This is a genomic window from Streptomyces sp. CLCI03, assembly GCF_053615355.1.
Window position 1 is genome coordinate 3,362,527 of record NZ_CM132132.1, and the last position, 11,910, is coordinate 3,374,436.

General features: G+C 70.2%; 12 protein-coding genes. 5 read left to right on the top strand and 7 right to left on the bottom strand.

The window, feature by feature from the left end:
- Nucleotides 1-40: 40 nt before the first annotated feature.
- From ACWG52_RS15265 to ACWG52_RS15280, 4 genes are all read right to left on the bottom strand, one after another.
- Nucleotides 41-1,165 carry a GuaB3 family IMP dehydrogenase-related protein gene (locus ACWG52_RS15265; RefSeq protein WP_030767410.1) on the bottom strand — a complete coding sequence of 375 codons (1,125 nt, stop codon included), beginning with the start codon at nucleotides 1,163-1,165 and terminating at the stop codon, nucleotides 41-43.
- 194 nt (nucleotides 1,166-1,359) lie between these two features.
- Entirely contained in the window at nucleotides 1,360-2,859 is a 1,500-nt protein-coding gene (gene guaB / locus ACWG52_RS15270; RefSeq protein ID WP_389807756.1) for an IMP dehydrogenase, read from the bottom strand.
- 211 nt (nucleotides 2,860-3,070) lie between these two features.
- Nucleotides 3,071-3,700 (bottom strand): sigma-70 family RNA polymerase sigma factor, encoded by a 630-nt coding sequence (locus ACWG52_RS15275; RefSeq protein WP_375938076.1) that lies wholly within the window; start codon nucleotides 3,698-3,700, stop codon nucleotides 3,071-3,073.
- Nucleotides 3,701-4,060: 360 nt separating this feature from the next.
- Nucleotides 4,061-4,672 carry a response regulator transcription factor gene (locus tag ACWG52_RS15280; RefSeq protein WP_003948568.1) on the bottom strand — a complete coding sequence of 204 codons (612 nt, stop codon included), beginning with the start codon at nucleotides 4,670-4,672 and terminating at the stop codon, nucleotides 4,061-4,063.
- Nucleotides 4,673-5,052: 380 nt separating this feature from the next.
- On the opposite strand from ACWG52_RS15280, the gene ACWG52_RS15285 reads away from it, so the two are divergent.
- The gene (locus ACWG52_RS15285; protein ID WP_030011164.1) at nucleotides 5,053-5,379 is read left to right on the top strand and encodes a WhiB family transcriptional regulator; all 327 of its coding nucleotides are present in this window, start codon (nucleotides 5,053-5,055) and stop codon (nucleotides 5,377-5,379) included.
- A gap of 144 nt (nucleotides 5,380-5,523) precedes the next feature.
- On the opposite strand, the gene ACWG52_RS15290 is transcribed toward ACWG52_RS15285, so the two are convergent.
- Complete coding sequence (locus ACWG52_RS15290) at nucleotides 5,524-6,423, bottom strand: LysR substrate-binding domain-containing protein (RefSeq protein WP_161290243.1); 900 nt, start codon at nucleotides 6,421-6,423, stop codon at nucleotides 5,524-5,526.
- Nucleotides 6,424-6,512: 89 nt separating this feature from the next.
- Here ACWG52_RS15290 and ACWG52_RS15295 point away from each other — a divergent pair, with 89 nt between their 5' ends.
- The 3 genes from ACWG52_RS15295 to ACWG52_RS15305 all read left to right on the top strand — a co-directional run bounded on the left by ACWG52_RS15295 (nucleotide 6,513) and on the right by ACWG52_RS15305 (nucleotide 8,811).
- Nucleotides 6,513-7,199 carry an MOSC domain-containing protein gene (locus ACWG52_RS15295; protein WP_389808244.1) on the top strand — a complete coding sequence of 229 codons (687 nt, stop codon included), beginning with the start codon at nucleotides 6,513-6,515 and terminating at the stop codon, nucleotides 7,197-7,199.
- Nucleotides 7,200-7,230: 31 nt separating this feature from the next.
- Nucleotides 7,231-8,004, top strand: coding sequence for an SDR family NAD(P)-dependent oxidoreductase (locus tag ACWG52_RS15300; RefSeq protein WP_033219461.1), 774 nt, complete (start codon nucleotides 7,231-7,233; stop codon nucleotides 8,002-8,004).
- Nucleotides 8,005-8,100: 96 nt separating this feature from the next.
- On the top strand, nucleotides 8,101-8,811 hold the full coding sequence (locus ACWG52_RS15305; protein ID WP_389807761.1) for an ester cyclase: 711 nt from the start codon (nucleotides 8,101-8,103) through the stop codon (nucleotides 8,809-8,811).
- 141 nt (nucleotides 8,812-8,952) lie between these two features.
- Here the strand turns inward: ACWG52_RS15305 and groL are convergent, their stop codons facing one another.
- Together groL and groES are read right to left on the bottom strand one after the other, a co-directional pair.
- Nucleotides 8,953-10,581: a chaperonin GroEL gene (groL, locus tag ACWG52_RS15310; RefSeq protein WP_033219457.1), complete on the bottom strand. Its 1,629-nt coding sequence runs from the start codon at nucleotides 10,579-10,581 to the stop codon at nucleotides 8,953-8,955.
- A gap of 114 nt (nucleotides 10,582-10,695) precedes the next feature.
- Nucleotides 10,696-11,004 (bottom strand): co-chaperone GroES, encoded by a 309-nt coding sequence (gene groES, locus ACWG52_RS15315; protein ID WP_030389102.1) that lies wholly within the window; start codon nucleotides 11,002-11,004, stop codon nucleotides 10,696-10,698.
- A 255-nt stretch (nucleotides 11,005-11,259) separates the two neighbouring features.
- On the opposite strand from groES, the gene ACWG52_RS15320 reads away from it, so the two are divergent.
- Entirely contained in the window at nucleotides 11,260-11,907 is a 648-nt protein-coding gene (locus ACWG52_RS15320) for a hypothetical protein (protein WP_390169072.1), read from the top strand.
- Nucleotides 11,908-11,910 lie beyond the last annotated feature (3 nt).

Here is an 11,910-nt window from a genome sequence, read left to right on the forward strand (position 1 = left end):
CCCCGCGGGGGAGCCGGCCCTCGGCACGTACGGATCGGCGTCAGCGGCTGTGCTGCGAGTCCGCGATCGTGACCTCGACCCGCTGGAACTCCTTGAGCTCGCTGTAGCCGGTGGTGGCCATCGAGCGCCGCAGCGCGCCGAAGATGTTCATCGAGCCGTCCGGGGTGTGCGAGGGACCGGTGAGGATCTCCTCGGTGGTGCCCACGGTGCCGAGGTCGACCTTCTTGCCGCGCGGCACGTCCTCGTGGACGGCCTCCATGCCCCAGTGGTTGCCCTTGCCGGGCGCGTCGGTGGCACGGGCCAGCGGGGAGCCCATCATCACGGCGTCCGCGCCACAGGCGACGGCCTTCGGGATGTCGCCGGACCAGCCCACGCCGCCGTCGGCGATGACGTGCACGTAGCGGCCGCCGGACTCGTCCATGTAGTCGCGGCGGGCCGCGGCCACGTCCGCGACGGCGGTGGCCATCGGGACCTGGATGCCGAGGACGTTGCGCGTGGTGTGCGCGGCGCCGCCGCCGAAGCCGACGAGGACACCGGCCGCGCCGGTGCGCATCAGGTGCAGGGCCGCCGTGTAGGTGGCGCAGCCGCCCACGATGACCGGGACGTCGAGTTCGTAGATGAACTGCTTGAGGTTCAGCGGCTCGGCGGCGCCCGACACGTGCTCGGCCGACACGGTGGTGCCGCGGATGACGAAGATGTCCACGCCCGCGTCGACGACGGCCTTGGAGAACTCGGCCGTGCGCTGCGGGGAGAGCGCGGCGGCGGTGACGACGCCGGAGTCGCGCACCTCCTTGATGCGCTGCCGGATCAGGTCCGCCTGGATCGGCGCGGAGTAGATCTCCTGGAGACGGCGGGTGGCCGCCTCCTCGTCCAGCTCCGTGATCTCGTCGAGCAGCGGCTGGGGGTCCTCGTACCGGGTCCACAGGCCTTCGAGGTTCAGCACGCCGAGGCCGCCGAGCTCGCCGATGCGGATGGCGGTCTGCGGGGAGACGACCGAGTCCATGGGGGCGGCCAGGAAGGGGAGCTCGAAGCGGTACGCGTCGATCTGCCAGGCGATCGAGACCTCCTTCGGGTCCCGGGTACGCCGGCTCGGGACGATGGCGATGTCGTCGAACGCGTACGCCCTGCGGCCGCGCTTGCCGCGCCCGATCTCGATCTCAGTCACGTGTGGTGGCCTTTCCTCTGGGTCTGCCCGTCCAGTATCCCCGAACGCCGGGGGCATGCGTTCCGGTGACCGCTGTACGGACGCCGTTCCGGCCCCGCCGGCGTTCGAGGCGCGGGGGCTCGGGGCGGAGCCCCCGCAACGGCGAGGAGCGGGCCCGCTTGCTCCGGACCCGCCCCTTGCGCCGGCTCTGGCTGCTACCCCTTACGGGAGTAGTTCGGCGCCTCGACCGTCATCTGGATGTCGTGCGGGTGGCTCTCCTTGAGGCCCGCCGAGGTGATGCGGACGAACCGGCCGCGGTCCTGCAGCTCGGCGACGGTGCGGCCGCCGACGTAGAACATCGACTGGCGCAGGCCGCCGACGAGCTGGTGCACGACCGCGGAGAGCGGGCCGCGGTAGGGGACCTGACCCTCGATGCCCTCGGGGATGAGCTTGTCGTCGCCGCCCACGCCCTCCTGGAAGTAGCGGTCCTTGGAGAAGGACTTCTGCTCGCCACGGGACTGCATCGCGCCGAGCGAACCCATGCCGCGGTACGACTTGAACTGCTTGCCGTTGATGAAGAGCAGCTCGCCCGGGGACTCCTCGCAGCCCGCGAGCAGCGAGCCGAGCATCACCGTGTCGGCGCCCGCGACCAGGGCCTTGGCGATGTCGCCGGAGTACTGGAGGCCGCCGTCGCCGATGACCGGGACGCCGGCCGCCTTGGCGGCGAGCGAGGCCTCGTAGATCGCGGTGACCTGCGGGACGCCGATGCCGGCGACGACGCGGGTGGTGCAGATGGAGCCGGGGCCGACGCCGACCTTGATGCCGTCGCAGCCGGCGTCGATCAGCGCCTGGGCGCCGTCACGCGTGGCGACGTTGCCGCCGATGACGTCGACGGTGGAGTTCGACTTGATCTTGGCGACCATGTCGCCGACCAGGCGGGAGTGACCGTGGGCGGTGTCGACGACGATGAAGTCGGCGCCCGCCTCGATCAGGGCCTGGGCACGCTCGTACGCGTCGCCGGCGACGCCGACGGCCGCGCCGACGAGGAGCCGACCGTCCTTGTCCTTGGCGGCGTTCGGGTACTTCTCGGCCTTGACGAAGTCCTTGACCGTGATGAGGCCCTTGAGGATGCCCGCGTCGTCGACCAGCGGCAGCTTCTCGATCTTGTGGCGGCGCAGCAGCTCCATGGCGTCCACGCCCGAGATGCCGACCTTGCCCGTGACCAGCGGCATCGGGGTCATGACCTCGCGCACCTGGCGGCTGCGGTCCGACTCGAAGGCCATGTCGCGGTTGGTGACGATGCCGAGGAGCTTGCCGGCCGGGTCGGTGACGGGGACGCCGGAGATGCGGAACTTCGCGCAGAGCTCGTCGGCCTCGCGCAGCGTCGCGTCCGGGTGCACCGTGATCGGGTCGGTGACCATGCCGGACTCGGAGCGCTTGACCAGGTCGACCTGGTTGGCCTGGTCGACGATGGAGAGGTTGCGGTGCAGCACGCCGACGCCGCCCTGACGGGCCATGGCGATGGCCATGCGGGCCTCGGTGACCTTGTCCATGGCCGCGGACAGCAGCGGGACGTTCACGCGGACGTTACGCGAGATGAGGGAAGAGGTGTCGATCGCGTCAGGCGACATGTCCGACGCGCCCGGCAGCAGCAGCACGTCGTCGTAGGTCAGTCCGAGCGTGGCGAATTTGTCGGGCACTCCGTCGGCGGTCATGACACCTTCCCAAATGGTCTTGCTCAGCGCGGATGTCCATGCTAACGGGATCCCGACGCGTCTCATTCCACGACCAAGGTCAAGCAGAAGTTTCGTCGTTTCCTACGACTGTGACCGACGGCCGAGAGCACCGGCCCGGCGCGGGAACCGTACGGAACGGACCCATCGGACCGCGGGTGGACCGCGCGATCCGCGAGGCCCGCACGGCCGTCTACTGCTCGGCGAGTGCGCGCAGCCGGCTGAGCGCGCGGTGCTGGGCCACGCGCACGGCACCGGGGGACATCCCGAGCATCTGCCCGGTCTCCTCCGCGGTCAGCCCGACGGCCACCCGCAGCACGAGGAGCTCGCGCTGGTTCTCCGGAAGGTTGGCCAGCAGCTTCTTGGCCCAGGCGGCGTCGCTGCTGAGCAGCGCGCGTTCCTCGGGGCCCAGCGAGTCGTCGGGCCGCTCCGGCATCTCGTCGGAGGGCACGGCCGTGCTGCCCGGGTGCCGCATGGCGGCCCGTTGCAGGTCGGCGACCTTGTGCGCGGCGATCGCGAAGACGAAGGCCTCGAAGGGCCGCCCGGTGTCCCGGTAGCGCGGCAGCGCCATCAGGACGGCGACGCAGACCTCCTGCGCCAGGTCCTCCACGAAGTGACGAGCGTCACCCGGCAGTCGCGAGAGCCGGGTGCGGCAGTAACGGATCGCGAGGGGGTGCACGAAGGCGAGCAGGTCGTGCGTGGCCTGCTCGTCGCCCTCCACCGCCCTGCGTACGAGCGCGCTGACGCCCCCGGCACTGCCGCCCTTGGCGGTGCTGGTCGGGCCTGTGGCCGCGGGTGACCCCAGGGCCTCGTCGTCGCGCATCAATCCATGGTGCCTTGGCGCCGGAGCATCCGCGTCGCCATGGCCCTTGTTGTGCATCGAAGCGTTATGAGCAGGTGCGCCGGAACTCATCGTCTGCGCCCTCCCCTCCCGCTCGGCCGAATAGTCCCCGAGAGACTCCACACCCTCAAGGATGCGGCATCGCGCACGAAGCGAGACGTCCCCCGGATTGTGCCCCGCCAATCCCCGGGTGCGCACCGGGTACGGCGGGGACAGGGATGCCCTCGACAACAGGAGCCGTCGAGGGCGACGTGCCGCCCCGTCCGCGGGTGGCGGACGGTACCGCTCTCGACGATCCGCGGCCTGTGGCGGACCGGGCCGGGCCCGGCCACGACCGGGAGGTCAGCGGACCAGACCCCAGCGGAAACCGAGTGCCACGGCGTGTGCCCGGTCCGAGGCGCCGAGCTTCTTGAACAGTCGGCGGGCGTGCGTCTTGACCGTGTCCTCGGAGAGGAAGAGCTCGCGCCCGATCTCCGCGTTGGACCGGCCGTGGCTCATGCCCTCCAGCACCTGGATCTCGCGCGCGGTGAGCGTGGGCGCGGCGCCCATCTCGGCCGAGCGGAGCCGGCGCGGGGCCAGTCGCCAGGTCGGGTCGGCGAGGGCCTGGGTGACCGTGGCCCGCAGTTCGGCGCGCGAGGCGTCCTTGTGCAGGTATCCACGGGCGCCGGCGGCGACCGCGAGGGCCACGCCGTCCAGGTCCTCGGCCACCGTCAGCATGATGATGCGGGCGCCGGGGTCGGCCGAGAGCAGTCGACGGACCGTCTCCACACCGCCCAGCCCGGGCATCCGTACATCCATCAGAATCAGGTCGGAGCGGTCGGCGCCCCAGCGGCGGAGGACTTCCTCGCCGTTGGCAGCCGTCGTCACACGCTCGACGCCGGGCACGGTGGCCACCGCGCGGCGGAGCGCCTCTCGGGCAAGCGGGGAGTCGTCGCAGACGAGGACGGATGTCATGACCGCCCTCCGCAGCTGCTGATGCGCGTCACCTTGAGCCTCCAGGCTGGTACGTATCGTCACCTGTGCGGTCGATGCTCCCGGACACCTGTCCGAGAACTTATTGGTTCAACCGCCTTCGCACTCTCAACGATGGTCACTCGAAAGAGTTACGGGTCGGACGGACACCTTCAGCACTCTACGTGAGGAAGCGATCACGGCGGTGGAGCCACGAGTCGCTTGTCCTCCATCTGGAGCTATGCCCTATTTGGCGGCTTTCCTTCCGTTTGGCACGTGTCTGAGGCTAGATTCCCAATGAGTCATATTTACATCTACTCCGACAGTAGGTGTGGAGACATGGACCGTATCCGCCTCAGTACCGGCACCAAGAGGGACTACCAATGGCAGATTTCTCCCGCCTCCCCGGACCGAACGCCGACCTCTGGGACTGGCAGCTGCTAGCCGCCTGCCGCGGGGTCGACAGCTCCCTCTTCTTCCACCCGGAAGGCGAGCGGGGCGCGGCCAGGAGCGCGCGCGAGGCCTCGGCTAAAGAGGTCTGCATGAGATGCCCGGTGCGTTCGGAATGCGCCGCGCACGCACTCGCCGTCCGAGAGCCCTACGGGGTGTGGGGCGGCCTCACCGAGGACGAGCGAGAGGAACTGATGGGCCGCGCCCGGCACCGCCTGATCCCCGCGTCGAGTGCGATCGGACCGATCGCGCCGAACTGAGAGTCGCCGAAACGTCCGAAGGAACGTTTCCTCGAATCACCAGCACACCCGGGCGTGTCGCCGCCCGGCCCGCGTTTCACCCGTTCGGCCGTACCCGGCCGTCCGACGTGTGCGCCCCCGGCCGCCGCCGGGGGCGGACGCGGGTCAGCGTGCGGCCGCCCGCTCCAGTTCGGCCAGGGTCGCGGCCACGGCCGGCACCCTGGCCAGGTCGGGCAGGGTCAGCGCCACGACCTCCCGCTCGACGGCCGGCTCCACCGCCACCGCGCTCACGCCCTTGGCCCGTACCGACTCCACCGCGAGCTCCGGCAGCACCGCCACGCCCAGCCCCGCGCCGACCAGGCCGACCACGGCCGGGTAGTCGTCGGTGGCGAAGTCGATGCGCGGGGTGAAGCCCACGCCCTCGCACACCTCCACCAGATGACGGCGGCAGCGCGGACAGCCCGCGATCCAGGGTTCGTCCGCCAGCTCCGCCATGCCCACGCGCTCCGCCCCGGCCAGCCGGTGCCCCTCCGGGACCAGCCCGACGAGCCGGTCGGTCAGCAGCGGCCGCACCACGAGGTCGTCCCACTCCGCGGCGGAATGGGACGCGCCGCCGTAGCGGAAGGCCAGCGCCACGTCGCAGTCGCCCTCGCGCAGCATCTCCACCGACCGCGGCGGCTCCGCCTCGACCAGCGAGATACGGGTCCCCGGGTGCTCGGCGCGCATCGCCGCGAGCGCGGTCGGCACCAGCGTCGAGCTGCCGCTCGGGAAGGACACGAGTCGGACCCGGCCCGCACGCAGCCCGGCGATGGCCGCGACCTCCTCCTCGGCGGCGGTCAGTCCGGCCAGGATCCCCGCGGCATGACGGACCAGCGCCTCGCCCGCCTGGGTCAGCCGCATCTCGCGGCCGGTGCGGATGAGCAGCGGGGTGCCGGCCGACTGCTCCAGCGCCTTCATCTGTTGGGAGACGGCGGGCTGGGTGCAGCCGAGCTCGCGGGCGGCGGCGGAGAAGGACCCGGTCCCGGCGACGGCGCGCAGGACCCGGAGATGGCGTGCTTCGATCACCCTTCGAGCATAAGCCCTACTTTGATTCCCGAGTAAATCTCCCGATGTCACTTTGGGTTGGCCCCGGATAGCGTGGCCCCATGAGCTCCATGCACCTGATCTCTGTGAACCTCGGCCGCGCCACGGCCGTCGACTACACGGACGCGGAGGGCGGGGTGACGGGCATCGGCAAGCGCCCCGTCCCCGGACCGGTCCACGTCCTCGCCCCGGGCCCCAAGGCCACCGGCCTCGGCAGCGGCCTGGAGGGCGACGCCGTCTGCGACCGGCGCCACCACGGCGGCGACCACCAGGCCGTCTACGCGTACGCCCGCGAGGACCTGGATCTGTGGGAGCACATGCTGGATCGCGAGATTCCCGGCGGACTCTTCGGCGAGAACCTCACCACCTCCGGCATCGACCTGAACACCGCGCGGATCGGCGACCGCTGGCGGGTCGGCGCGGACCTCGTCCTCGAAGTGGCCTCGGCCCGCATCCCGTGCCGGACCTTCCAGGGGGCCATGGGCGAGACCGGCTGGGTCAAGCGGTTCACGCAGGAGGCCCGGCCGGGCGCGTACCTGCGGGTGATCGAGGAGGGTTCGGTCTCCCCCGGCGACCCGATCGAGATCATCCACCGGCCGGACCACGAGGTGACGGTGCGGCTGTGGTTCCGCGCCTTCACCACCGAGCGGCACCTGCTGCCGCTCACCCTCGCCGCCGGCGAGGCGATGGAGCCGGGCGCCCACGAGCGTGTTCGCCTGTACGTGGAGAAGTACGGGGCAGGGGCCGGGGCGAGGTAGCACCGCCATCGGGGGAAGCTAGGTTGCGCCTATGACGACTGCGTTGATCACAGGATCCACGGCGGGCATCGGCGCCGCCTTCGCCCGGCGGCTGGCCGCCCAGGGACACAATCTGGTGCTGGTGGCACGCGATACGAAACGGCTCGGCGAGCAGGCCACCGAACTGCACGACCGGCACGGCATCGAGGCCGACGTGCTGGTCGCCGACCTCTCCACGGAGGCGGGCATCGCGGCGGTCGAGGAGCGCCTCGGCGACCGCACCCACCCGGTGGACCTGTTGGTCAACAACGCGGGCTTCGGCAACAAGGGCCGCTACCTCGAGGTCTCCATGGCCGACGAGCTGACCATGCTGAAGGTGCACATCGAGGCGGTCCTGCGGCTGACCTCGGCGGCCACGGAATCGATGCGCTCGCGCGGCCGCGGCGGCGTCATCAACGTGGCCTCGGTGGCCGCCTTCGTACCGCGGGGTACCTACGGGGCGAGCAAGGCCTGGGTCGTGCAGTTCACCCAGGGCGCCGCGCGGGACCTGGCGGGATCCGGGGTGCGGCTGATGGCGCTGTGCCCCGGCTTCGTCCGGACGGAGTTCCACCAGCGGGCCGGGATGGGCACGGACAACATCCCCGGCTGGATGTGGCTGGACGCCGACAAGCTGGTGGCCACGGCCCTGACCGACCTGGCCCGCGGGAAAACGGTGTCGATCCCGGACCCGCGGTACAAGGCGCTGATGGGCGTGGTGAAACTGACCCCGCGCGGACTGCTGGGCGGGATGTCCTCGCGCACGGGCCGCAAGTACGGCCCCCAGTAGCCCTGGAGGCTACCCCGCCAGGCCCTACCACAAGCGGCCGATCGGGTGAAATCTCCCTAAACTGGACCTGTCCCATCCAGCGCGGGAGGCGACGCCATGACATTCGTACAAGTGATCGATTACGAGACCAGGCGGTTCGACGAGATGAACGCGCTCATCGACCGCTGGGCGGAGCAGAGCAGCGGCCGGCGCACGGCCACGCACACGATGATCGGCCAGGACCGCGAGGCCCGGAACCACTACGTGGACATGGTGGAGTTCGCCTCGTACGAGGAGGCCATGAAGAACTCCCAACTCCCCGAGACGGACCGGATGTTCCAGGAGATGGTGGCTCTCTGCGAAGGCATGCCGAAGTTCATGAACCTCGATGTGGTCCGCGACGAGCACCTCAACAAGCAGCTCGCGCAGCGGGTGTTCGAGGAAGCGGCCATGGGCGGGAACATGGGCGTCCTCGACGAGTGCTTCGCGACGAACTACATCGACCACGACGTCAGCAAGACGGAGTCCACCGTCATCGGACGCGAGGCCATGCGCTCGGACATGGAGACGTGGCGCGCCGCCTTCGACATGACCTTCGAGCCGTTGGCCCAGCTGGCCGAGGGCGACATGGTCACGACGGTGTGGAACTGGCGCGGCACCCACAAGGGCCCGTTCATGGGGGTCGCACCGACCGGGAAGACGTACGAGATGTCCGGGAGCACCACCTTCCGCTGCCTGGACGGAGAGATCGTCGAGGGCTGGTGGCACTACAACCCCGGTGCCCTGCAGCAGCAGATGGGCGGATCGGGTAGGCCGTACGAAGCCTGAGGCCCCACCACGGGAAGACAGCCACAGGACAGAACGGCACCACGGAACGGCGAAGGCGAACGGCACGGCATCCGGGAAGGCAAACGGGAAGGCCCCGCTCCGCGGCTGCGGAGCGGGGCCTTCCCGGCGTGGTGCGTGCGATCAGTGGCTGTGGCCGTGACCGTGGCCGTGACCGGCGTCGCCCTCGTCCTCGGCCGGCTTCTCGACGACCAGGGTCTCGGTCGTGAGCAGCAGCGAGGCGATGGAGGCGGCGTTCTCCAGCGCGGAACGGGTGACCTTCACCGGGTCGATGACGCCGGCCTTGACCAGGTCGCCGTACTCGCCGGTGGCGGCGTTGAAGCCCTGGCCCTTGTCGAGCTCGGCGACCTTCGAGGTGATGACGTAACCCTCGAGACCGGCGTTCTCGGCGATCCAGCGCAGCGGCTCGACGGCGGCGCGGCGCACGACCGCGACACCGGTGGCCTCGTCGCCCGACAGGCCGAGGTTGCCCTCGAGGACCTTGACGGCGTGGACGAGCGCGGAGCCACCGCCGGAGACGATGCCCTCCTCGACCGCGGCGCGGGTCGCCGAGATGGCGTCCTCAAGGCGGTGCTTCTTCTCCTTGAGCTCCACCTCGGTGGCGGCGCCGACCTTGATGACGCAGACGCCACCGGCGAGCTTCGCCAGGCGCTCCTGCAGCTTCTCGCGGTCCCAGTCCGAGTCGGTGGACTCGATCTCGGCCTTGATCTGGTTGACGCGGCCGAGGACCTCTTCGTGGCTGCCGCCACCATCGACGATGGTGGTGTCGTCCTTGGAGATGGTCACGCGGCGGGCGGAGCCCAGTACGTCCAGACCGGCCTGGTCGAGCTTGAGGCCGACCTCTTCGGCGATGACGGTGGCACCGGTGAGGGTGGCCATGTCCTGGAGCATCGCCTTGCGACGGTCACCGAAGCCGGGGGCCTTGACGGCCACCGCGTTGAAGGTGCCGCGGATCTTGTTGACGACGAGGGTGGAGAGCGCCTCGCCCTCGACGTCCTCGGCGATGATCAGCAGCGGCTTGGAGGCGCCGGCCTGGATGACCTTCTCCAGCAGCGGCAGCAGGTCCTGGATCGAGGAGATCTTGCCCTGGTTGATCAGGATGTACGGGTCGTCGAGGACGGCCTCCATGCGCTCCTGGTCGGAGACCATGTACGGCGAGAGGTAGCCCTTGTCGAAGGCCATGCCCTCGGTGAACTCCAGCTCCAGGCCGAAGGTGTTGGACTCCTCGACGGTGATGACACCGTCCTTGCCGACCTTGTCCATCGCCTCGGCGATGAGCTCGCCGACCTGCTGGTCCTGCGCGGAGAGCGCGGCCACGGCGGCGATGTCGGACTTGTCCTCGATCGGGCGGGCGGTCGCGAGGAGCTCCTCGGACACGGCCTTGACCGCGGCGTCGATGCCCTTCTTCAGGGCGGCCGGGGAAGCACCCGCGGCGACGTTGCGCAGACCCTCGCGGACCAGCGCCTGGGCCAGCACGGTGGCGGTGGTGGTGCCGTCACCCGCGATGTCGTTGGTCTTGGTCGCCACCTCCTTCACGAGCTGCGCGCCCAGGTTCTCGTACGGGTCGTCCAGCTCGACCTCGCGAGCGATGGTGACACCGTCGTTGGTGATGGTGGGGGCGCCGAACTTCTTGTCGATGACGACGTTGCGGCCCTTGGGGCCGATCGTCACCTTGACCGTGTCGGCAAGCTTGTTGACGCCGCGCTCGAGGGCGCGACGGGCGTCCTCGTCGAACTTCAGGATCTTCGCCATGGGAGCGGTTCAGCCCTCTCGAAAACTCGGGTTCAAACGAGCTACGCCCCTCGCCGCCCGGCAATCAGCGGGGTGACCAGGGGCGCAGCTCAAAAGCAGTACTGAAGAAGAGAATTACTTCTCGACGATCGCGAGCACGTCGCGAGCCGAGAGGACGAGGTACTCCTCGCCGCTGTACTTCACTTCGGTGCCGCCGTACTTGCTGTAGAGCACGATGTCGCCGACGGTGACGTCCAGCGGGAGACGCTGGCCGTCCTCGAAGCGGCCCGGGCCCACCGCGAGGACGACGCCCTCCTGGGGCTTCTCCTTCGCGGTGTCCGGGATGACCAGGCCGGAGGCCGTGGTCTGCTCGGCGTCCAGCGGCTGGACCACAATGCGGTCCTCAAGCGGCTTGATGGCAACCTTGGAGCTGGTGGTCGTCACGATCCGACCTCCCCCTTCGGAGATCCGGGGTTAACTGTCTGAGGTGGCGACCAGGTCGATCCGTCGTCGCGGGTGCCGGATCTGCCTGTCGCTGTGTTGGCACTCACCAGGGGTGAGTGCCAGGTGCGAGACTATTCCGGCGATTAGCACTCGGTCAAGCGGAGTGCCAATTCCCGCCACCGGGCGTTGCGCGGACCGGGCCCGGAACCCCGGAACCGCGAGCGTACGAACGTTCGGAATCGCTACTGTCCCCGCATGACCAGGCAGAGCTCGGGCGTGGACGTGCAGCACGCCATCCCCATCGTCATCGGCCTCGCGTGCGGGATCTACGCGTTCTCGGTCGGCGTACCGCGGCTGGTGACCCAGCTGACGGGGGTGGAGGGCTCCTTCACCGCCGAACGCTGCACCTGGGAGCTGGATTCCGAGGGCGAGACGCAAGGAGAGTGCGAGGGCTCCTTCACCGCCTCCGACGGCTCGTTCACGATCCGCCCGATCGAATCCGAGGGCGTCTTCCACAGTCGGCCGCAGGAGCCGGTGACCCGCCTCGTCGGCGGACCGTCGGCCGACAAGGCGGTCCCGCCGGACCTGGCGACCTCGCTGATACCCATGGGGTTCGGCCTGACCGCTTTCGCGTTCCCCGCGTGGGCGCTGACGGCGGCCACCCGCGACGCCGCCGAACGCCGCCGGCGCCGCCGGGCATGGCCCGCCGCGGCCGACCTCCCCCCGAACTTCGGGCCGGTCAGGATCCCGCACGCCGGATCCGGTACCGAAACCGGTGCCGGATGGTCCGCCGACACCGCCGCCGGGTCCTCCGCCGGATCCGCTGCCGGGTCCGCTGCCGGGTCCGCCGCAGCCGTGGGGTCGGAACCGCCCGTCGGCACGACACCGAAGCACCACTCCTGAGGG

Bases quoted from the DNA above. Each gene is read 5' to 3' on its own strand.
- guaB (WP_389807756.1), bottom strand. From the start codon at position 2,859: ATGACCGCCGACGGAGTGCCCGACAAATTCGCCACGCTCGGACTGACC.
- ACWG52_RS15275 (WP_375938076.1), bottom strand. From the start codon at position 3,700: ATGCGCGACGACGAGGCCCTGGGGTCACCCGCGGCCACAGGCCCGACC.
- ACWG52_RS15280 (WP_003948568.1), bottom strand. From the start codon at position 4,672: ATGACATCCGTCCTCGTCTGCGACGACTCCCCGCTTGCCCGAGAGGCG.
- ACWG52_RS15285 (WP_030011164.1), top strand. From the start codon at position 5,053: ATGGCAGATTTCTCCCGCCTCCCCGGACCGAACGCCGACCTCTGGGAC.
- ACWG52_RS15295 (WP_389808244.1), top strand. From the start codon at position 6,513: ATGCACCTGATCTCTGTGAACCTCGGCCGCGCCACGGCCGTCGACTAC.
- ACWG52_RS15300 (WP_033219461.1), top strand. From the start codon at position 7,231: ATGACGACTGCGTTGATCACAGGATCCACGGCGGGCATCGGCGCCGCC.
- ACWG52_RS15305 (WP_389807761.1), top strand. From the start codon at position 8,101: ATGACATTCGTACAAGTGATCGATTACGAGACCAGGCGGTTCGACGAG.
- groL (WP_033219457.1), bottom strand. From the start codon at position 10,581: ATGGCGAAGATCCTGAAGTTCGACGAGGACGCCCGTCGCGCCCTCGAG.
- ACWG52_RS15320 (WP_390169072.1), top strand. From the start codon at position 11,260: ATGACCAGGCAGAGCTCGGGCGTGGACGTGCAGCACGCCATCCCCATC.